This window comes from Pseudomonas bharatica CSV86, from assembly GCF_000319305.2.
Classification (GTDB): Bacteria; Pseudomonadota; Gammaproteobacteria; order Pseudomonadales; family Pseudomonadaceae; genus Aquipseudomonas; species Aquipseudomonas bharatica.
Genome location: NZ_AMWJ02000001.1, coordinates 2,563,400 through 2,583,889 on the forward strand (window position 1 = coordinate 2,563,400; position 20,490 = coordinate 2,583,889).

General features: G+C 61.0%; 14 protein-coding genes and 1 pseudogene. 8 read left to right on the forward strand and 7 right to left on the reverse strand.

Annotation, left to right across the window (positions count from 1 at the left end; genetic code table 11):
• The first annotated feature begins 399 nt into the window (after positions 1 to 399).
• From CSV86_RS11505 to qatD, 4 genes are read left to right on the forward strand one after another with little or no spacing between them, the layout of a single operon-like run.
• The gene (locus CSV86_RS11505) at positions 400 to 2,349 is read left to right on the forward strand and encodes a KAP family P-loop NTPase fold protein (protein ID WP_009405398.1); all 1,950 of its coding nucleotides are present in this window, start codon (positions 400 to 402) and stop codon (positions 2,347 to 2,349) included.
• Complete coding sequence (gene qatB, locus CSV86_RS11510; protein ID WP_170394593.1) at positions 2,349 to 3,188, forward strand: Qat anti-phage system associated protein QatB; 840 nt, start codon at positions 2,349 to 2,351, stop codon at positions 3,186 to 3,188. The genes CSV86_RS11505 and qatB overlap by 1 nt, the downstream gene beginning before the upstream one ends.
• Positions 3,185 to 4,450, forward strand: coding sequence for a Qat anti-phage system QueC-like protein QatC (gene qatC, locus CSV86_RS11515; protein WP_009394400.1), 1,266 nt, complete (start codon positions 3,185 to 3,187; stop codon positions 4,448 to 4,450). The genes qatB and qatC overlap by 4 nt, the downstream gene beginning before the upstream one ends.
• Positions 4,450 to 5,184 (forward strand): Qat anti-phage system TatD family nuclease QatD, encoded by a 735-nt coding sequence (qatD, locus tag CSV86_RS11520; RefSeq protein ID WP_009394398.1) that lies wholly within the window; start codon positions 4,450 to 4,452, stop codon positions 5,182 to 5,184. The genes qatC and qatD overlap by 1 nt, the downstream gene beginning before the upstream one ends.
• A 93-nt stretch (positions 5,185 to 5,277) precedes the next feature.
• Here qatD and CSV86_RS11525 read toward each other — a convergent pair whose 3' ends face one another.
• The 3 genes from CSV86_RS11525 to CSV86_RS11535 all read right to left on the reverse strand — a co-directional run bounded on the left by CSV86_RS11525 (position 5,278) and on the right by CSV86_RS11535 (position 8,513).
• Positions 5,278 to 5,778 (reverse strand): hypothetical protein, encoded by a 501-nt coding sequence (locus CSV86_RS11525; protein WP_158487689.1) that lies wholly within the window; start codon positions 5,776 to 5,778, stop codon positions 5,278 to 5,280.
• 440 nt (positions 5,779 to 6,218) lie between these two features.
• On the reverse strand, positions 6,219 to 7,496 hold the full coding sequence (locus CSV86_RS11530) for an ISL3 family transposase (protein WP_000610830.1): 1,278 nt from the start codon (positions 7,494 to 7,496) through the stop codon (positions 6,219 to 6,221).
• 12 nt (positions 7,497 to 7,508) lie between these two features.
• A complete protein-coding gene (locus CSV86_RS11535) occupies positions 7,509 to 8,513 on the reverse strand; it encodes a permease (protein WP_040363373.1) in 1,005 nt (334 codons plus the stop codon).
• A 141-nt stretch (positions 8,514 to 8,654) separates the two neighbouring features.
• Here CSV86_RS11535 and CSV86_RS11540 point away from each other — a divergent pair, with 141 nt between their 5' ends.
• Both CSV86_RS11540 and CSV86_RS11545 read left to right on the forward strand, forming a co-directional pair.
• Positions 8,655 to 8,969: an ArsR/SmtB family transcription factor gene (locus CSV86_RS11540; protein ID WP_000349485.1), complete on the forward strand. Its 315-nt coding sequence runs from the start codon at positions 8,655 to 8,657 to the stop codon at positions 8,967 to 8,969.
• A 207-nt stretch (positions 8,970 to 9,176) separates the two neighbouring features.
• Positions 9,177 to 9,791: a class I SAM-dependent DNA methyltransferase gene (locus CSV86_RS11545; protein ID WP_009402173.1), complete on the forward strand. Its 615-nt coding sequence runs from the start codon at positions 9,177 to 9,179 to the stop codon at positions 9,789 to 9,791.
• Positions 9,792 to 9,853: 62 nt separating this feature from the next.
• On the opposite strand, the gene CSV86_RS11550 is transcribed toward CSV86_RS11545, so the two are convergent.
• Genes CSV86_RS11550 through hflK (CSV86_RS11565) form a run of 4 tightly spaced genes read right to left on the reverse strand, consistent with a single transcriptional unit; the run spans position 9,854 to position 15,825 of the window.
• Complete coding sequence (locus CSV86_RS11550) at positions 9,854 to 11,803, reverse strand: heavy metal translocating P-type ATPase (protein ID WP_009402175.1); 1,950 nt, start codon at positions 11,801 to 11,803, stop codon at positions 9,854 to 9,856.
• Between the two features lie 13 nt (positions 11,804 to 11,816).
• Positions 11,817 to 12,845, reverse strand: a complete 1,029-nt coding sequence (gene hflK / locus CSV86_RS11555; RefSeq protein ID WP_009402180.1) for a protease modulator HflK — start codon at positions 12,843 to 12,845, stop codon at positions 11,817 to 11,819.
• Entirely contained in the window at positions 12,842 to 13,840 is a 999-nt protein-coding gene (gene hflC / locus CSV86_RS11560; protein ID WP_009402182.1) for a protease modulator HflC, read from the reverse strand. The genes hflK (CSV86_RS11555) and hflC overlap by 4 nt, the downstream gene beginning before the upstream one ends.
• The gene (gene hflK / locus CSV86_RS11565; protein ID WP_009402184.1) at positions 13,837 to 15,825 is read right to left on the reverse strand and encodes a protease modulator HflK; all 1,989 of its coding nucleotides are present in this window, start codon (positions 15,823 to 15,825) and stop codon (positions 13,837 to 13,839) included. The genes hflC and hflK (CSV86_RS11565) overlap by 4 nt, the downstream gene beginning before the upstream one ends.
• Before the next feature lie 213 nt (positions 15,826 to 16,038).
• On the opposite strand from hflK (CSV86_RS11565), the gene CSV86_RS11570 reads away from it, so the two are divergent.
• Together CSV86_RS11570 and CSV86_RS11575 are read left to right on the forward strand one after the other, a co-directional pair.
• The gene (locus tag CSV86_RS11570) at positions 16,039 to 16,254 is read left to right on the forward strand and encodes a hypothetical protein (RefSeq protein ID WP_009402186.1); all 216 of its coding nucleotides are present in this window, start codon (positions 16,039 to 16,041) and stop codon (positions 16,252 to 16,254) included.
• A 112-nt stretch (positions 16,255 to 16,366) separates the two neighbouring features.
• Positions 16,367 to 20,487: pseudogene (locus tag CSV86_RS11575) on the forward strand (CheR family methyltransferase).
• Positions 20,488 to 20,490: the final 3 nt, after the last annotated feature.

A 20,490-nucleotide genomic window follows, 5' to 3' on the forward strand; every position in this document is an offset into this window, starting at 1 on the left:
CGATCAGCAAGCTTGCATTTCACCAGCACGTCACTGGGCTATAAATAGCAATGAATGCTGGAGAGTCGTGGAGCTCAGGCCTGAGGAAGGTTTGGAGGTGTTTTGTCCAGCAGCAAGAATGATCGGGCGAATCGTGGGGCCCTGACGATGCCGGCGTTGAAACGCTTCTGTCCAGTCGAGGCGTACCAGCAATGGCTCGACCCACGATCCGGTGTTTCGCGTTATCGATCGCTGGGAGAAATTGGCTCAACCACCCTCAACCCAGTTGCAAGACCTTGCTGGACGCTTCAGGAGGATGGCATATCGCTATCGCCTTGCCTACAATCCCAGACTTGCCTCTCATCGCAATGGATCCGCGTAGTCGACGGTTCGATCGCCTCGGAAAAATGGATTTAGCTCATGTGGCACGATAACGAAACCACGACGGACTACCTGAATTTTGGGGTGGTCGCAGATGCGTGCGCGAGTCTTTTGAAACAGAGTGCGGGCGAGCCCATCTCGATTGGTGTGTCAGGCGGCTGGGGGGCTGGCAAATCCTCTCTAGTCAAGATGATCGCCTCACGCTTGGCCGACCTGCCTGACGCTAGCCCAACTCACACTAGTGCTGGCCAAGCGGGAGCTGTTGATACCCCTCCGAACACCCGCTACGTTGTTATCACGTTCAACCCTTGGCTTTACCAAGATTTTGAGAGCGCTCGCAGCGCCTTGCTGCAAATCGTCGGCGATGAAGTACTCAAGCTAGCCAAAGGTGATCAGACCCTGTGGAGCAAAGCTGTCGACCTGATGCGCAGGATCAATTTGCTCAAGCTGGTACAGGTCAGCTCTGAGGCCGCGCTGACGATCAAAACCGGGTTGCCCATAGGCTCAGTGGGTAAGGCGGTTGTGAAGGCCATGGGCTTTTTCAAATCCGCAACAGCGAACGCTGGAGATGACGAGACCGCTGGCGCAAAGGATGCTAACGGTGAGAGTGGCGATGACGAAGGAACTGCAGATTACTTTGGTCTCAAATCACTCGGCATCTTGAATCCGGCCAATCCCATGTCTCTTCCGAACGAGATTCAGGCGTTTCGCGATTCGCTGGAGCAACTGCTCGGTGAGCTTGGAGTGACCTTGGTGGTGTTCGTCGATGACCTGGACAGATGCCTGCCTGAAACGGCCATCTCCACCCTGGAGTCGATCCGGCTTTTGCTGTTCCTCAAGCGTACGGCATTCGTGATCGCTGCCGACAACGACTTCATTCGCGGGGCAGTCAAGAAGCACTTCGAGGGAACCGATATCAATGACGATATCGCGACCAACTACTTTGACAAGCTCATTCAGGTACCCCTGCACGTCCCTCGTCTGGGCGTGAACGAAGCCAAAGCCTACCTGGTGTTGCTCCTACTTGAGCGCGAGGCCAGGGCAGGCACGTTTGCGCACGCCAAGTTTGAGGATGCCAAACAGCTCATTCCCAAAAGGCTGAGTCAAAGCTGGCAGGGGGAGACGATCACCACCGAGTTCTTGTTCGAGCTTGTCGATGGTGATCTCAAGCTTCAGGAGCTCATGCAGCTTGCCGAAGGGCTGGCGCCGCTGATGTTCAATTCCACCGCCATCAGCGCCAATCCTCGACTGATGAAACGCTTTCTGAACACGGTGTTCCTGCGTCAGTCACTGGCAGCACCCCAAGGGATCACGTTGGATGTCCCCGCGTTGGCCAAGTGGCATCTGCTTGAGCGCTGCAATGAAGACCTTGCCAAAACGCTGTCCTCCCTGGTGACTTCGGACAAAGACGGCGAAGTCGCCATTCTCCTGGAAGCTGAATCACTTGCTGCCATCGATGGAGAACTGCCCGAAAACTTCCCGGATGATTTTTTTGTCAGGGAGTGGCTGCAGTTAGCCCCGGCGTTGGGAGACAGAGACTTGCGCCCATTGCTTCATCTCAGTCGCGACTCAGCAACCCGAGACTTCGGCGATGACAGCATGACACCTGCCTCGCGACAGCTTCGGGACATGCTGAAAAAAGCCTCGGGCGGTAACGATCCTCTGACCAAGGCCATCCGTGCCTTGGATTCCAACCAGGCTGAGCTCGCAATGGTCAAGGCGTGGCAGGGCACCGCCACCTCTCGCACCTGGAAAGGCAAGACCGAGACAGTGATGCTGATTGAACCCTGCAAGGTGCATCCATCCTTGGGTAAGCGCGCCGCTGTTTTACTCGCCCAAGCGCCAGCGATGTTGGTGGGGCCGGGGATTATTCCGCCGCTTGCCAACCAACCTTGGGCAACAGAGGTTCTCAAGTCCTGGAAGGACAACTCGGATATCGCGAACAACACCAAGAAAGCAATTGAACTGGCGCTAAGGAAAGCTAGCTGATGGGCACCTCAACCTCGAGCAGTGGTGGTAAAGCAGGCTCACCCTTCGATCCAGAATGGCTGGATCAAGGGGAGGGCGGCGCAGCGGGAGCAGGCACTGGTGACGGTGCAACCGATGCCGATGGCACCGACGGTACGCCTGATGGACAAGACGGTAATGCCGAGACTGGCCAGGAATGCGATGTAGCTCCCGATCGTCGGTTCATGCCGGCTCGGGCCAAGCTTGGCAAGTACCTCGCTGGTGGCGGTAGGGATGCACTCCGTGGCGCCGCCAGCAGCATGATCAACAAGGGGATGGGCGGTTCGGCTCGAGCGGCGCGGACAATGCGCGGGGCCGCACAGGGGGCTGGCCGCTTGGGCGAGTTCCTCGGCGCGGTTCGGGATGGCAGTACACAGCAAGCCATTGACTGGCTGCAGCGGGTACGCGGGCAGAATCTCTCGGCTGAAGACTTGGTACTTGAGCTCATCAAGGAAGTCATGCCTGACTCCGGGAGCATTGATGATGAGTCGCTGCGCAACGCTGGGTCGGACGCGATGGCCCTGTTGTACCAGAAAGATCCAGATGTCGACGTCTTCACCCTGACCGATGAGCAAATCAACTCGGTCATCGGCTTCACGATCGGTAACGCCGTCTGCAACCGGCTCGATGAGCAGTTGGGCCAGACGTACGAAAAACTGAAGTATTCGCCGGTTCAGGTGCAAGAGCTTCGGAACGATGTTCAGGAATGGGTGCATGGTGAGGTAGAACGGATCATGGAAGGACTAGCAGGACAGCAATTGGATTGCCAGACGCTGGCGCAAACCGTTCTCCAGAGCGCCCTGGAGGTCTTTGCAGAATGATCAAAGTAATTTGTGCCCGCGCAGACCAGATACCCGTAAACCTCCAACCGGGTGAACGTGCCTTTTCGTACTTCAAGTCCGCCAGGCGTGAAGGCGTTGGCACCATTGCTAAGGGCTGGCATGGCGCCCTCAAACACAAGGGTTTCCGACCTAGCCCAGCGACTTGGGACTTCGTTCAGTTCTGCCTTGCGGTGTGTGCAACTGATCTGTGCGGCATGCGCAAGACCAGCGCAGATGGCTGGACGCGGACGATTGAGCTCAGTGTCGGCCTTCATGAACCACTGCGATGGGAACCCTACAAAGCCGAGCTGGAACAGCTGCTCAAGGTGCTGACCGGGGATTACTGGACGCTGATCTTCACCGGCGCGGGCATGCCACCACCTGAGGGGAACTTCGTTGCCAAGCCTCAGGACTGCGTGTCGTTGCTATCGGGAGGCCTGGACAGCTTGATCGGAGGGCTCGACCTGGTCGCACAAGGGCGTCGCCCTCTGTTTGTCTCGCAGCTGGCTCACGAGGACTCGCAGCGCCAGCGCGACTACGCCCAACTAATGGGAGGCGACGGGGCTCACTATCAGTGGAGCCACGGCATCAGCTTCAAGGGCCCCAAAGAGCCTTCGACGCGCGCCCGGTCGTTGGCGTTCTATGCGTTTGCCGTACTGGCGGCATCGCAATTGGCAGATCCTCGGCCCACCTTGTTCATTCCTGAGAACGGGTTCATCTGCGTGAATCCGCCGCTTGTTCCCGGGCGTGTATCGAGCTTGAGCACCCGTACGACGCACCCCTTGTTCATCAGCAAGCTGCAACAGGTGCTGGACGGTGTCGGCATACACGTACAACTGGAATTACCCTACCGGTTCAAGACCAAGGGAGAGATGATGAATGACTGCCGTGACCCGGTGCGTCTACAGCAGCTAGCTTGGCAAACGACCAGTTGTGGGCGCTTCCGAACCTACAATCGCAGGCACTGCGGGCGCTGTGTGCCCTGCATGATTCGTCGCGCTGCATTCACGGCTTGGAGGGGAGGGAATGACACCACCGATTATGTCTACAGAAGCCTGGTGGGAAGCGACAAGTCCAGCGGCCCTGATGATCCAATGGCAGTTGCATTGGCCATTTTGACTACAAGGTCGAAGGGAATCGACAGATTCCTGGGCGCTTCGCTCGCGTTTGCCCCTGTAGGTGAGCGTGCGCAGTATCGCTCAGTGCTTTCGAATGGTATTCAAGAGCTTGAAGCATTGTTAATTGGAGACGGCGTACTTTGATGGATTTTCACTGCCACCTCGACCTCTATCCAAATGCCCGCGACGTTTATGCGCAGGTACTGGGCAAGAACGAGTTCACGTGGCTTGTCACCACCAGTCCACGTGCATTTACCGCCACGAGTAAAGTGCTGGGTGGCAGCGACAAGGTGCTGATCACCCCCGGATTGCATCCGGAGATTGTCGGCGCCCGCCACGCTGAGCTAGACATGCTGCTCGAGCAGATCAAGCAGGTGAGGGCAGTTGGCGAGGTCGGCCTGGATGGTTCCAAGCGCTTCATGGCCAGCTACGAAGTACAGCGCAAAGTGTTCGCTGCCGTCGTGACGCAGTGCGCGGCCTTAGGTGGTCGCGTGTTGAGCATCCACTCGCGCCAGGCCGTAAAGGATGTACTGGCAGTACTGAACGATCACCCTGGCTACGGCACGGCAGTACTGCACTGGTTTACAGGATCCGCCTCGGAGCTCAAGGCTGCGGTAGCACAAGGCTGCTGGTTCAGTATTGGCCCAGCTGCCTTCAACTCGGCAGCGGGCCAGGCCTTGGCCAAGAAGCTTCCGCATGATCGGGTCGTTCCAGAAAGCGACGGCCCATTTGCGCAGGTAAACGGCGCCAGTGTCATGCCATGGAGTGCAGACCAAACTGCTCAGTTGTTAGGGGACGCATGGGACGTTACGCGCACTGAGGCCATGCATATCCTGGAGTCGAACTCCCGACGGCTCCTTGAGCTCATGCGAGCCTAAAGCCGATACGAAGCGGCCTACACTGATTCCATTTGACTATTACGCCGAGAACTTTTCCAGTTAATAATTTTGGGCGCGAGATTACTAAAATACCTAACCCTTGAATCGGATAGTTGGGAATTGAAATTCACTACCGCGTTTACGAGCAACATGATAAAGCTGCACATGAAACGCTATCGCGCAAAGCTGCGCGGAGGAGAACCCCGCCAGCTTGTTTGCCAACAGCACACTATTGATGTCGCCGTCGCGTCCAGTGAGATCCTCGACCCCTACGATAATTTTGCTTTTCATTTCTGGAAGAGAGCTCGGCAACCGATATCTTCCATGTGAAGGCATCTGAGCGTCAGCGATCATTTGCCACTCTACGGGATAGAGATCGGGGGTGTGCTCATCGAGTAGCGAGGCGCACAGTGTAAACACTGAAGAAATGGTGTGCCGGAAAGTGTCGTCAGAGCCGGTGGCCAGATCATTAGGGTCTTTCCTGTCCACCAGCGCAAATAGCAGCTGATGAATGGGCTGAGCATTAGCGAAGAGGCGTAGCCATCCGTAAGCACAAAGGCGATAGACACGGCGACTGGCTTCTTGAGCGGTCACAGATAACCGGCAAAGAAATAGGCGACCTGTCGTAGAGGAGCATGAGCGAGACTGAATCGTAGAAGGCAAAGAATTTTTCTCCGCGTGGTGGTGGCCTGTAGATCCGAAGCAGCGAGTCATTCCTCAGGCTGGGCGGGCCGGCTCAGAGTCTCGGCAAGCGAGACTAGGCTGTGACGTCATCGTTCGCGTGGGTAGAGGTTCCAATTGGAGTACCGTTTTCCATTTGGAATCTGTAGGGCACGAAATTTGGAATTTTTACTTGGGAGAACTACTTAAGGCTCTGATGAGCATTCATTGCATGGCAGTTAATTTAACATAATATACATTATGCGAATCTATATGCTTTCCAATCAGCCCACACCTGCACTACATTCCAAAACCCGGGTATACGGATTTAATGGTTGATGGGGCACCTTTACCCCACCAACCTGATACCATTATCAGATGGTTGATAGATCGACTCCGTAGTTGAGTTCCTCTGCGAAGTCCGGCAGTCCGTAACCGATGGTTTTCTTGTAGAAAGGAGAGACCTTCGCAGTCGGTGCCTTCTTCTTGTGCTTCGTGGTGTAGAGCATTCGTGCCCGCATCACCTCGAAGGAGTAACCGCGCCCTTCACGGTTCTTGTCCTTGGCCAGTCGGTTGATGGACTCCGTGTAAGCGTTGGTGACGGGCATGTCCGTCTCGAAGTAGGTCATGGTCTCTTCGCGCCAGTTTCCCACTGCCCTGACCAGATCGCTCCAGACTTCCTTTTGGCCCTTCGGGATGGTGGCTATCCACTCGTCCAGGGCGGCTTCTGCCTGGAGCCGTGTGGTGGCGTCCCAGATGCCGTAGAAGCGCTCCTTGTGCTCGTAGGCGGCCAGCAGTTGCGGGAACGCGCCTGTCCAGGTCTCCATGATGAGGCGCTCCCGGTCTGAGACTTCGTGAGCGCGTTTCAGCAGGATTTTCCGGTCTCCCTTGAGAGTCCGGCTCTGGGACGGTTTCAGCTCCTTTCTGAGGCCCTTGCGCACTCTCTCTAGGGCATCGTTGGCCATGCGCACCACATGGAACTTATCGACCACGATACGGGCCTGGGGCAGCACAGCCTTGACCGCTGCCCGGTAGGGGTTCCACATGTCCATGCTGACGATCTCGACCTTCTGCCGGTCTTTCAGCTTCATCAGGTAGTTGGTCACCACGTCCTGGCGGCGGGTGGCCAGCAGGTCGAGCAGGGTTCGCTCCTCAATGTTGGTCAGAATGCAGCGGTAGCGCTTGTTCAGGTATAGCTCGTCAATGCCCAGGATGCGGGGCGTCTCGAAGCGGTGCCAGCGCCCCAGGAACTCGGCGCGGGCGTTGAAGATGTCGCGCACCGTCTTCTCGTCCAGGCCGGTCTGTGCCGCCACAAAGGTGTAGGGGTGGTTGAAGGATTCCTTCTCCACGTACTCATGCAGCCGCAGTGTCATACGGAATCCGTCCACCATCTCCGGTAGCTGGGGCCTGAATGTTGTCTTGCAGGCCCGGCAGGTGTATCGGCGGCGGACCACCCAGAGAGTGACCCGCTTGCCGTGGATGGGCAGATCACGATAGGGAACGTCACGCTTGCCGAACCGCACGAACTCACCCTGCACGCCGCACCCCTCGCAGGCTACTGGTGTAGGTGCTTCAAGCCGAAAATGTATGTCTTCATTCTGCTCATCAGAATCCACCAACTGGTACCCAGGAAGGCTTAACGAATTAATCATCTCCCGCCTTGATCAGAAAAACAGGTAGGTGGCGTAACCGGCAATCATCGCCATAGCAAAAATGACTGCTAAAAACGCCGCTAAAAGCTTCAGCGTGAACAAAGAGCGCAACAGAATGAGCTCAGTCAGGCTGGCTCCGGCACTGCCGATGATCAACGCTAGCACCGTCCCGGCACCCACGCCTTTGGCCATCAGAGCCGCTGCCAGAGGTATGACGGCTTCAGCGCGAATATACAACGGCACGCCGATGACAGCGGCAACTGGAATGGCAAAGGGATTATCTGGGCCTGCATACTGCTCCAATAAGTCAGTGGGCATGAAACCATAGATCACGCTGCCAATCGCAATACCGATGAGCAGGTAAGGCAACACATCGATAAAGTCCGACCAAGCTTCCCGCCACACACCACTGTACTTCCCTTCTTTCTTAACCGTGACAGTGGGTTGACTGTCACAGCATTCGCTAGACGTAGAGACTGTTGTCTTCCTATCAGCCCCGCAAGAAGCCGTCTTCGGAGTGGTGTCGCAGCTGTTGGTGCCGCAACTCGATGCGGTCGATGTAGCACTGCACGGGCTTGCTGATGAACTACATCCACTGCTCTCTTGTGTCGCCGTCCGGCGCACATAACGCTCGAAGCCAAGCGTGTGAAGCAGCCATCCGGCACCTACCGCGACCACCAAAGCGGCGAGCACATAGATAGCAGTAAGTGTCCATCCAAACGTGGCAACCAGCAGGCCGACGACGATAGGATTCAGCAACGGAGATGAGAAAAGAAACACCATCATCGGCCCAAAACCGGCCCGTGCCCGAATCAACCCTTTCAACATGGGGATAGTCGAGCAACTACAGAAGGGCGTTATAGCTCCTAAACCAGCAGCAAGAAAATAGCCTCGCTTCCCACTGGAAGTCAGTAACGCTTCCACCTTGGATGGTGGGATGTGACGTTGAAGAACTCCGACCAGCAAGCTAATGCCAATGAATAAAACCGATAGCTCGATAGCGAGAAAGGCGAACATGCCTAGAGCGTCTTGGAGTTGAGATGACATTCAATATTACTCCTATATTTCTAGTATTGTCGAAATGATGTACGCAGCCTACTTGCGTTTATCCGACCTGTCAACTATAATTCTAGAAACATCGAATTATTGGGGCGTGCTATGGATCACGAAAAGGTTGCAGCCAGCTTAGCTGAGCTAGGGAATAGTCACCGACTGTCCGTGTTCCGCTTTCTGGTCAAAGCTGGCCATGATGGGGCTTCGGTCGGAGATATCCAGAAGGGGCTGGGTATTCCTGCTTCGACGCTATCACATCACCTTGCGCGCATGGCCAAGGTAGGGCTGATCCGGCAGGAGAAACATAGCCGCACGATTGTCTGTATACCCGAGTATGGGCACCTAGAGAATTTGATCGGTTTCTTACAAGAGGAATGTTGTGCAGGTGTCCGGATTGCGCATGAACCAGAACCGCTTTGACGCTTGCCCAGCTCTCGCTGTCCTCCCTAGTCAGCATCGCTATGAAGACTCAGGCGAAGGTGGAAACAGAAAATTGGCAGTAGAGTAGGCTGAAGAGGATCAATCAGATAATCCGCTGAGAAAGATTTTCTTCTTTACATCTTTGGCATTTTATCAACCAGAAATTCCGGATACCCCAAAACCCTAAATCGATGCAGAACGTCATCCATGCCGCACCACCCATCCGCCGAGCGCGTCATCGATCTTTACGAGCGCCATGCCCGAACCTGGAGTCGCCTGCGTGGCGATCGATTGATCGAACGCAAATGGATCGAACGTTTTCATTCACTGCTGCCTCCGTGCTCGGCCATCCTCGACCTTGGCTGCGGTTCCGGCCAGCCCGTGGCGCGCTTTCTGATCGAAGCCGGCCATGGGTTGACCGGCGTGGATTCTTCGAGGCAAATGATCGCCTTGTGCAGCGAGCGTTTTGCCGGGCATCGATGGATTCACGCGGATATGCGCAGCGTGGCTTTGAATCGCCAGTTTGCCGGCATCCTGGCCTGGAACAGCTTTTTTCATCTGGCGCACGAGGATCAGCGCCGGATGTTTGAGGTGTTCAAACGCCACGCGGCGCCCGGTGCATTGCTGATGTTCACCAGTGGCCCCAGCCATGGCGAGGCCCTTGGCGAACTCGAGGGCGAGACGCTGTATCACGCCAGCCTTGATCCGCAGGAGTACCGGGCATTGTTGAAAACCCATGGTTTCGTGGAGCTGGATCATGTTGCAGAGGATCCGGAAAGCGGCGGCCTGACCGTCTGGCTGGTTCGTGCCCTTTTGACCTGATATTCATTTTGTTTATAACTAAACTAAATGAATATTTAATTGAGTTATAAATTGGCAGGCTATCAAGCGCCGCCTTCCCCGCCTGTTTCGTCATACCGCAACAACCGCCCGGCATTCCCCAGCACCAGCAAGGTACTCAGGTTGTGCAGCAACGCCGCGATCATCGCGCCTGCTGCGCCGAGCAGCCCGAAGGCTGCAGCCACCACTATCGCCAGGGTCCAGCCAAGTCCGATCACCACGTTCCACTGCAATGTGCGCCGGTATTCCCTGCTCAAGCGCACGCAGGTGCCCAGCCGGCGCAGATCGCCGTTGATCAGCACTATGTCCGCCGCTGCCAGGGCAATATCCGCCCCGCCCGCCCCCATTGCCACGCCCACTGCACCAGCCTTCAGTGCCAGCGAGTCGTTGATGCCATCACCCACCACCATGGGCCGGAAGCCGGCCTGCAATTCGCGGTTGACGTGATGCAGCTTGTCCTCGGGCAGCGCCTGGGCGACTACCTGGGTGATACCGGCCTGCTGCGCAACCGCTTCGGCAACGCTTTGCCGGTCGCCGGTCAGCAGCAGTTGCCGGTGCAGGCCCAGCTCACGCAGTTGCGCCAGTGCTTGCGGGGCCTCCTGTCGCAGCCTGTCGGAGAGCAGCAGCCAGGCGATGAAGCGGCGCTCCAGGGCGAGGCCGGCGATCGGGCCGTCGTGTTCGGGAATTGGCGGGATGGCTATGCCCATTTGCGCAAACAGTTCAGGGCGACCCAGTGCGGCCTCTCCCCGCTTCGTCCCGGCGACCACGCCGAAGCCTTGGCGTTCATGCACGTCGCTCAGGGTTGGCAATTGCTGGTGAGGCACCAGGCGCGCCAATGCGCGGCTCACCGGATGACTGCTCGCTGCCCCGAGGCCGGCGGCCAGTTCGATGATTTCACTGTCCGGGTATTCGCTGCCCGCCGGGATGATCCGCTGCAGGTGCAGCGAGCCATGGGTCAGGGTGCCGGTCTTGTCGATCACCAGGGACGAAAGGTCCGCCAGTTCTTCGAGGAACGCCGAGCCGCGAATCAGGATGCCGTGCCGTGCCGCCACGGCGATGCCGGCAATCGCCGTGGCCGGAGCCGACAGCACCAGCGCGCAGGGACAGGCCGCTACCAGCACCGCCAGCATGGCCTGGGCATCGCTGGTGATAAACCAGGTAGCCGCGGCGATCAGCAATACCAGGAGCAGGTAGCGACCGGCATATCGCTCAAGCAACCGGGTGATCGGCGGCTTGGCCTGCTCGGCGCGCTGCATCAGGGCGATCACCTTGCCTAGGGTCGAGTCGCTGCCGACCCGGCTGATGCGCACTTTGAGGAACCCGTCGAGGTTGATCGCGCCACCGTGGATGTCCGTTCCTGGCCCGACTTCCTGGGGCAGTGCCTCACCGGTGATCGGCGAGTTATCGAGGCTGGCCTGGCCTTCCAGTACCTGACCGTCGGCAGGCACCCGGTCACCGGCGCGTACTTCCACCAAGTCTCCCGGTACCAGGCTGGCGTTGTCGACTTCGCGCACCTGGCCACTGGCATCGAGCAGGCGCGCCTGGCTGCGTGTCAGGCGCCCCAGGGCTTCGATGGCCTCCTGCGAGCCCAGCATGCTGCGCTCTTCGAGCACGTGGCCGAGGATCATGATGATCGGCAACAGCGCCGCAGTGGCCAGGTCACCGGTGGCCCAGGCGCCGAGCATGGCCAGGGCGATCAGTTGGTCGGTGATCCCGTGCAGGCTCGGGTGCAGCAGGCTATGCCAGGCCGAGCGCAACACCGGCACCGCCACCAGCAGCGAGGCTATGCCGAGCAATACATCGGCCACGCTGTCCTGCCCCGGAGCCAGCCAGCGCCAGAGCAGGCCCAGGCCAAGCAGGCCCAGGGCGATCATAGCCAGGCTCAGTTGCCGCGCGGCCTGGCGGCGCTCGTCCCCGGACAGCAGGCCGGTGCCCAGATGCAGATGGCCATGGTGGTGATGGTCGTGGCCGTGATGGTGGTGATGGGCGCTCATTGGAGTCCTTTGATCAAGGTTTGGGACCGTCGAGGATCAGGCGACCGCTATCCTGCGGATCGACCAGGGTCACCGAGCCTGCTCGGGAGAGGATCGCCGGAACCCGCTCGCGATAGAGGCGCAGCATCAGGCCCGGGTCGTCCTGCTGACCGAGGCCGACGATGGTCGCAGTGCCGGCCTGTGCGCGGGACAGGCGTTCCCGCGCTTCGGCTTCGGCCACCTGCACGGTGCGGTCGGCGTTCTGCGTGGCCTCCTGCAGGCGCCGGGCGGCGTCGGTGCGGGCGCCGGCCACTTCCTGCTCGGCCAACTGGCTGGCCGTCAGTACCGAGTTGAAGGCATTGACGGCTGGCTGGGGCAAGGCCGATTGCACATCGACCCGGACCACCTCGATGCCCAGGTCGGTGCCGGCGGCCTTGAGCGCCGCCAGGCTGCGGTTGATGCCGTGCTGCAGGTCGCCACGCAAGCGCTCGCGGCGTTCGGCAAGCTGGCTGTCGGTGCCGACCAGTTCGGGGCGGGCGACCAGGATGGTGTCCATGTCTCGCGAGGCGCAGATCTGCACGGCGTTGCGCTCCACCAGGCGATCAAGGGCCGTCTCGACATGAGTGCCCTGCCGGGTAAAGGCATAGGGTTCGTTGACCTGATAGAACACCCGCACATCCAGTTGCACGATGCCGGCGTCACCGGTCAGCAGATAGCCGGAGCCGGCCGTGGCATCGCCGGCCAGTTTCACATCGTGATCGGCCTTGACCGCCGCTTCCGAGCGCAGCAGCAATTCGACTCGGCGCTCGGTGACGCGTCCAGCCGATGGCAGCATCAGTACCTGCTCGAACGGCCGCGGCCAGGCTAGCAGCAGCCCGGCATTCTGGATGCGTTGCTCGGCGCCCAGACGCAGGACCACCGCACGGCTTTCCGGGCCGATCTCGCGGACATTGCCAAACAGCCAGCCCAGCGCCGCCAGCAAGGTGACCCCGTACACCGCGACGAAACCGATGCGTCCAGCCTGCAGCCAGGGCGCGGCGCTGCCCTGCCCTCGCTTGCTCATGGCTTCGCCCCTGTTGGCGGGCCGTCCACCAGCACGCGGAACGGCGCGGCGTCGGTGCGCAGGACCACGCGCGTGCCCGGATTGACCAGGTTGTCCAGGGTATCCAGCGAGCGCAGCAGGTTGTACAGCTCGGGCGCACCGGCGTAGGCCTTGCCATAGACCTGTGCGGCCTGGACCTGGGCGCGGGCCTGGATGTCCGCAGCCTTGACGCTGGCGTCAGCTTCGATGATGCGCGCATCGCGTTCAGCGGCGGAGCGGATCTCGGCGGCCTTGCGCTTGCCTACGGCGGTGCGTTCGGTGGCGATGGTTTCGCGCTCGGCACGCATCCGGTCAACCGTCGCTTCCAGCGTGACCTTGGGCAGGGTCAGGCGCTCGATGCCCACCTGCACCACCTTGACCCCATAGGTTTCGCGCAACTGGCCAGTGATCTGTTCGCCCAGGCGATGCTCGAAGGCGTCGAGGCGCACCTTGCTCGCATCGACGTTGACCAGGTCGGCCAGTTCGAAGCCGCTGGCGCTGGTTTCCAGGGCCGAGCCGACCAGGGTGCGGATCTGCCGCGCGGCTTCGTCGGGCTGGTTCTGCACCGCACGCATGAAGCGCTTGATGCTTTGCGGCGTGGCCTCCACCTGCCAGGCGATATAGGCCTGGACAATGATGCGCAGGCCGTCCCGGGTGCCGACGTCCTGCAAGCCGCTTGAGGTGGTACGCAGGCGCAGGTCCACCGGCACGGTGTTCTCCAACGGCAGCGGCCAGCGCCAGGCCAGGCCGGGCTCGAGCAGAACGCGTGCGGGGTTGCCGAAACGAGTCACTACCGTGGCCTCGCCGGTGCGTACCTGCACCAGGCAAGCGGCGGCGAGCATGACCAGGGCCAGCGCCGCTGCCACCAGCAGGCGGCGCCAGGTCGGCCCGGTGGCGGCTTGTTCATGCTCGTGGTCATGGGCATGATCCTGGCGGCAGCCATGAGCATGGGAGTGATCGGCATGATCGTGACTCAATGGGCACGCTCCTGGTCAGGTCGGGTTGCGGGTTTGCCTGTGCCCGGGCCCGCAGCGGGGTCCAGGGGGAATGCATAGCTGCGCAGGTCCAGGGTCGGGGCCTGCGCAGCTCCGAGGCGGTGGTCGATGATCAGGCTGCTGGCCTTGCCCAGGCCCTTGGCCAGATGGTCCAGGTACTGTTCGAGGACAAAGGCCTGTCCCGCCTGCTGCCAGGCGCTGCGTTCGGCGCTGAAGCGCAGCTCGGCGATTCGCGCCCTGGCTTCGGTTTCATGGGCGCTGGAGATGGCCTGGTGGTCAAGGCCGGTAGCCTTGGTCCATGCCTGGCTGTTTTGTTCGGCGGCTTTGCCACGGTCACGGGCGATCAGGGCCTGCGCGGTGATCTGTGCGGCCTGGACGCCGTGGTAGGCATTGGCCGCGCCTGCCGGCGGATGGATCGCCTCCACCGAGGTGACGAGGACCTGCACGCCGCTGTCCAGGCGATCCAGATCCGCCTGGACGGCCGCGCCTATGTCCTGGCCAAGCGCTTGCCGCTCGGCGCCGAGCACGCCATCGAGGCTCCGGCTGGCAAAATCGCGAACCAGCACACGGTTGGCGATGGTGCGCAGGAGCATGGCGACGTCGGTGCTGTGATAGGTCGCGGCCAGTGCGGCGCGGTCGTCCAGGCCGATGCGATAGATGAAGCGCACGTCCATATTGACGATCTGGAAGTTCTGCCGGCCGCCCCCGTCGCCCGCGATGACCTGGGCATTTTCGCTGATATGGCTGGCATCCCACAGGCGGTTCGCCGCGGCGGGCGCCGGGCCTTCCGCATCGGCCAGCGGGTCGGCCAGGGCAGCGTCGCCGCTGGTCGCCAGTTCGTGGACTTGGCCATTGTCGACCACCAGGACCCTGCCCAGCGGCCAGGGCAATCCGAGGTGCAGCCCGGGTTGCCACACCTCGACCGGGTTGCCGAAGCGCTCGTAGATGCCGCGATTGTCCATCGCGATCTGCGTCACTCCGGTCAACAGCCAGCCCACCATGGCAACCAGGGCCAGCACCGGCAACGCGGCACGGCGCATGAAGTCGAAGGCCCAGACCTGACGCAGGTCGATGCCGAAACGCTGGTGCAGCTCATGACGCAGGAACGCCAGCGGGCGTGGCGGCCATTGCAACAGGCCGCAGACCAGGCTGCGGGCCAGCAGGCGTGGTTCCTGCCCGGCGCGCCTGGGGCTGAACACGGAAAACAGCGCGCGCAGGATCAGTTCCATGGCCAGGGTGGCCGGCAACAGGCCGGTCAGCACCGCCAGGCGTACCGGCCACAGCCGCTCGCCGCCTGTAAACAGCAGGCAGGCGATCGATAGCACCTGCACGGCCACCAACCAGCGGATCTGTGCTGCCAGGTCCGCGGCTTCCGGCCACACGACCGGGTTCTCGCTGGCCAGATGACGCTCCGCCACCACCAAGGCAAACGCCGCCAGGGCCAGCACACCGCCCGCGAGCCAGTGCAGTTGCCCCGCCGCTGCCGGTGCCGGCAGGTCGAGGCGCCAGGCGCTGGCGACCATTACCAGCGCCAGTACCGCCAAGCCTGCAAGCCACAGCGCTTCGCTGCCCAGGCGCTGCAACTGGCGCCGACCTGCAAGGCCAATGCGCAACAGGCCACGTTCCAGTGCACTGAGGGGCGGATCGTCGGGATTGTCCGAAGCGCTCCACAGGGCCAGGCGCACGGCCTGGTGACCGATGGCTTCGGCGCGCCATCTGGCCACGGCCCAGGCTGAACGTCCTGCTGCTGCCAACAGCACCAGGGCCGCCGCATTCATGGCCAGTACCACTACCCATTGGCTTGCCGGATCGAACACGCCTATAAACAGTGCGCCGAGCCACAGCAGCGCCGCAGTCAATGTCGAGCCCTGGATCAGGCGGGCCAGGCGAAGCGTATGCAAGGAAGCTTGTTGAAAGCGCGGTGTTTCCTCGAACTGCCCGTCCGTGCTGGCTGGTTTGGCGCTCATGTGAATACGGGAACTCCGGGAAGGCTTATCGACCGGTTCTTGGGGTTGGGTGTGCGGGTTATGTTATAGCGGAGCTTGTGAAAAAGTCGTGTTAATGTAACTAAATGATTCAAGTTTCATCTTCAGTTCAGAGATTGCAAACGGCAAGCAACCATCCGCCCATGCCAAGGGTCAAAAAATAAACCGAACCTAAATCTGCCAAGGAAATCTCCGATGAGTTTGCCCAACGAACCCCTACGGACAAGGCAATTACTGCAAGGCGCACGATTGGGCGACGCAATCGCTGCCCACCTTGAAGGCCTCAAGCGCCTGCAAGCCCAGGTCAGTTATATGGCCAGGGCAGCAGAACAAGTGGACATGCAACTGAGCACGATCGAGAACGATCTCGAACAGGTGCGTGCGCAGCTTGGCGAAACACCCCGCACTTGAGCCCTGCGCGCAGGTTTTATGCGGTAAAGTTCGGCGCTTGCGCCAGGACGGCAGCACCGTGGCTGTCCAATCCTTCAATGGCAGGTCATCACGCGTCAGCAGAGCATTAGGAATGAACAAACCCGACGAGACGCTACAGGCCGAGACGCCCTACACTTCCCTGCCCAGTTTCCTGCCATTCCCCATCGTTGGCCTGGGGGCTTCCGCAGGCGGGCTGGCCGCGCTGCTGCATTTCTTCGAAGAAATGCCCAATGAAAGCGGCATGGCCTTCGTGGTGGTGATGCACCTTTCGGCTGAACACGAGAGCAGCGCCGACCGCATCCTGCAGAAGGTCACGCGCATGCCCGTGCAGCAGGTGACCAAGCCCACCCCGATCGAGCCCAACCACGTCTACCTGATCTCCCCTGCCATGCAGCTGGAAATGCTCGACGGCTACCTGCGCGTTACCGAGCGGCCCAGTGGCCAGCCGCGACATATCGCCATCGATGTGTTCTTCCGCACCATGGCCGACGCCCATCGTCATCGCAGCATCGGCATCGTCCTGTCCGGTGCCGGCAACGACGGCAGCGCCGGGCTGGTGAGGGTCAAGGAACAGGGTGGGGTGACCCTGGCCCAGTCCCTGGACGATGCCGAATACGAAAGCATGCCGCACAACGCCATCGCCACTGGCCAGGTGGACTTCGTCCTGCCGGTGGTGGACATGCCGCAAAAGCTGGTGGAACTGTGGGAAAACATGCGCAGCATCGAGTTGCCGCTGGGCGAAGAGATCGAGGCGCCGCTGCACAATCCCGAAACCGCCGAGGACGAGCGCGCCGCCGATGCCGCCCTGCGCGACATCATCATCATCCTGCGCGCCCGCACCGGCCATGACTTCAAGCATTACAAGCGGGCCACCGTACTGCGCCGGATCGAGCGGCGCATGCAGGTCAACCGCCTGAGCGACCTGCCGGCCTATCGCGACTTCCTCAACGTCAATACCGAGGAAGCCCGCGCCCTGCTCGACGACATGCTGATCGGCGTGACCAACTTCTTCCGCGACCGCGAGGCTTTCGAAGCGCTGGAGCGTGAAATCATTCCGCGCCTGTTCGAGCTCACCGGCGAAACCGACCCCACGGTGCGGGCCTGGTCGGCAGGCTGTTCTTCCGGCGAGGAGGCCTACTCGATCGCCATGCTGCTGGCCGATCATCTCGACTTCAGCCATGCCAGCCACAAGTTCCAGGTGTTCGCCACCGATATCGATGAACATGCCATCGGCGTCGGCCGGGCCGGGGTCTATCCCGAGGCGGTGGTCACCGATATACCGCCGGCACGCCTGCGCCAGCATTTCGCCAAGGAGCAGACCCACTTCAGGGTCAAGAAGGAAATCCGCGAGCGCGTGCTGTTCGCCCTGCACAACCTGCTGCGCGACCCACCTTTCTCCAAGCTGCACCTGATCAGTTGCCGCAACCTGCTCATCTACCTCGACCGGCAGGTCCAGGCGGACATACTGCAGATGTTCCACTTCGCCCTGGCCCCGGGTGGCTACCTGTTCCTCGGCAGTTCGGAATCGGCAGACGTCTGCCTCGATCTGTTCACCCCCGTGGACAAGAAGAACCGGATCTACCGGGCCAAGGCCAGTTCCAGCCTGGGGAGGCCGACCCCTGCCCTGCCCCTCAACGCCTTCACCGGGTTTTCCTTGCCCAATGTCGAGCGCAACCTGGAGCGGCGCAAGGTGTCCTTCGCCGAGGTCCACCAGCGGGTGCTGGAGCAGTACGGCCCGCCCAGCGTGGTGGTCAACCAGGACTCGGACATCGTGCACATGTCCGATCGCGCCGGGCGCTTCCTGCGCTATGTCGGCGGCGAGCCGTCGCACAATCTTCTGGTGCAGGTGCTGCCTGAACTGCGCCTGGAGTTGCGTACTGCGCTGTTCCAGGCCTTCCAGACCGGCAAGAGTATCGAGGCGCGGCGCGTACAGCTCGAGCGCGAGGGGCGCAGTTACTACGTGAACATGGTGGCCCGGCCATTCCGCGACCTGGATGCCGACTTCGTCCTGGTATTGTTCGACGAGGTCGAGGAAACCATGAGTGCCGAAGTCAAGAGTATCCGCGACGACGGCAAGGACAGCGTGCTCTCCCAGCTTGAAGGCGAACTGCACCGGACCAAGGAGCAATTGCAGGCCACCGTGGAGCAATCCGAGACCTCCACCGAAGAGCTGAAGGCTTCCAATGAAGAACTCCAGGCCATCAACGAGGAACTGCGCTCCACCACCGAGGAGCTGGAAACCAGCAAGGAAGAGCTGCAGTCGATCAACGAAGAGCTGATCACGGTCAACCAGGAACTCAAGAGCAAGGTCGAGGAAACCGGCAAGATCAACGACGACCTGCAGAACCTGATCGCCTCCACCGATATCGCCACGGTGTTCGTCGATCGGCGCATGCGCATCAAGTCCTACACGCCGCGGGCCACCGAGATCTTCAGCATCATTCCCTCGGACACCGGCCGCTCGCTGCTCGACATCACCCATCGCCTCGACTACCCGGGCATGGCCGATGACGCGGTGGCCGCCTTCGAGTCGCTGCGCATCATCGAATGCGAGGTGCCAAGCACCGATGGTCGCTGGTATATCGCCCGGCTGCTGCCCTACCGCACCACCGAGGACCTGATCGACGGCGCCGTACTGACCTTCATCGATATCACCGAGCGGCGCCAGGCGGAGGAGCGCGTGCGCGAAGGCGAGGAGCGCCTGCGACTGGCGGCCGAAAGCACCCAGGACTTCATCATCCTGACCATGGATGCCCAGGGCCTGATCACCACCTGGAACCGCGGCGCCGAACGCACCTTCGGCTACAGCGAGGAAGACGTACTGGGCCGCAGCGCCGAATTGATCTTCCTGCCCGAAGACCGGGAAAACGGCGTGCTCCAGGAAGAACTGCGCCTGGCCCGCAGGGATGGCCGTGCCGACGACGAGCGCTGGTTGCAGCGCAAGGACGGCAGTCGCTTCTTCTGCAGCGGCGTGACCACCGCCCTGCACAACGGCCAGCACGGCTTCGCCAAGATCGGTCGGGATGTCACCGACAAGAAGCGCCAGGAGTCCGAGCAGGTCTGGCAACTGCAGCAGAGCCGTAACACCAGCAAGCTCAAGGACGAGTTTTTCGCGGTCATGTCCCATGAGCTCAAGCACCCGCTCAACCTGATCCAGCTCAACGGCGAACTGATGACCCGCCTGCCCCTGGTGCGCGGCAATGCCGTGGCCGGGCGGGCACTGGATACCATCCTGGGCGCGGTACGCAGCCAGGCGCGGATCATCGATGACCTGCTCGACCTGTCCCGGATCAATACCGGCAAGCTCAAGCTCAACCGCGGGCCGGTGCTGCTCCAGCAATTGCTCAGCGATATCGCCGCGGTGGCCAAGGACGACGCGGCCGAGGAACGTATCCTTATCGAACTGCAATTGCCCGAAGATGCCCAGGAACCCTGGTGATCGACGCCGACCCGGTGCGTATCGAACAGATCATCTGGAACCTGCTGAACAACGCCCTGAAATTCACCGATGCCGGCGGTCGCATCTGCCTGCGCCTGGTAGATGAAGGCAGCCATGTGCGATTCGACGTGCAGGACACCGGCCAGGGTATCGCCGCCGAATCGTTGCCGCTGATCTTCGACCTCTTCGGCCAGGTGCCGGAGCACCGCCACGGGCAGAACCGTGGCGGCCTGGGCATCGGCCTGGCGCTGGTGCGCGAGCTGGTGGAGGCTCATCACGGCCGGGTCGAGGCCAGGTCTGCCGGGCTGGGACTGGGTGCGACCTTCAGCGTCTGGCTGCCGCACTACAGCCGCGACGAACAGCCAATGGTCGGCGAGCTCGACCTGACACCGGGCGATTTCAGCGGGCTCAAGGTACTGATCGTCGATGACTCCGAGGACATCCTCGAAATCATGAAGGCGCTGATGGAGCTGGAAGGCGCCGAGGTGACCCTGGCAAGCAACGGGCTCGAGGCGCTGGAGCGGCTGGACGGCGATAGCGTCTTCGACTTGGTGTTGTCCGACCTCGGCATGCCGGTGATGAACGGGCTGGAGCTGATAGGCCGGATACGCGCCGACTCACGCTTCAACGCGCTGCCTGTGGTTGCGCTGACCGGCTTCGGCGCCAGCCAGGACAAGGCCGAGGCGCTGACGGCAGGGTTCAATGCCCACGTCGACAAGCCGGTGGCGTTCGAGGTGTTGCAGGAGACGGTGCGGGCGGTGCTGGGGCGCTAGGGC

What these genes read in the sequence shown, in the direction of transcription:
- CSV86_RS11505 (WP_009405398.1), top strand. Translation starts at nt 400, where the DNA reads ATGTGGCACGATAACGAAACCACGACGGACTACCTGAATTTTGGGGTG.
- CSV86_RS11535 (WP_040363373.1), bottom strand. Translation starts at nt 8,513, where the DNA reads ATGTTCGCCTTTCTCGCTATCGAGCTATCGGTTTTATTCATTGGCATT.
- CSV86_RS11550 (WP_009402175.1), bottom strand. Translation starts at nt 11,803, where the DNA reads ATGAGCGCCCATCACCACCATCACGGCCACGACCATCACCACCATGGC.
- CSV86_RS11530 (WP_000610830.1), bottom strand. Translation starts at nt 7,496, where the DNA reads ATGATTAATTCGTTAAGCCTTCCTGGGTACCAGTTGGTGGATTCTGAT.
- qatB (WP_170394593.1), top strand. Translation starts at nt 2,349, where the DNA reads ATGGGCACCTCAACCTCGAGCAGTGGTGGTAAAGCAGGCTCACCCTTC.
- hflK (WP_009402180.1), bottom strand. Translation starts at nt 12,845, where the DNA reads ATGAGCAAGCGAGGGCAGGGCAGCGCCGCGCCCTGGCTGCAGGCTGGA.
- CSV86_RS11570 (WP_009402186.1), top strand. Translation starts at nt 16,039, where the DNA reads ATGAGTTTGCCCAACGAACCCCTACGGACAAGGCAATTACTGCAAGGC.
- hflK (WP_009402184.1), bottom strand. Translation starts at nt 15,825, where the DNA reads ATGAGCGCCAAACCAGCCAGCACGGACGGGCAGTTCGAGGAAACACCG.
- qatD (WP_009394398.1), top strand. Translation starts at nt 4,450, where the DNA reads ATGGATTTTCACTGCCACCTCGACCTCTATCCAAATGCCCGCGACGTT.
- CSV86_RS11545 (WP_009402173.1), top strand. Translation starts at nt 9,177, where the DNA reads ATGCCGCACCACCCATCCGCCGAGCGCGTCATCGATCTTTACGAGCGC.
- qatC (WP_009394400.1), top strand. Translation starts at nt 3,185, where the DNA reads ATGATCAAAGTAATTTGTGCCCGCGCAGACCAGATACCCGTAAACCTC.
- CSV86_RS11540 (WP_000349485.1), top strand. Translation starts at nt 8,655, where the DNA reads ATGGATCACGAAAAGGTTGCAGCCAGCTTAGCTGAGCTAGGGAATAGT.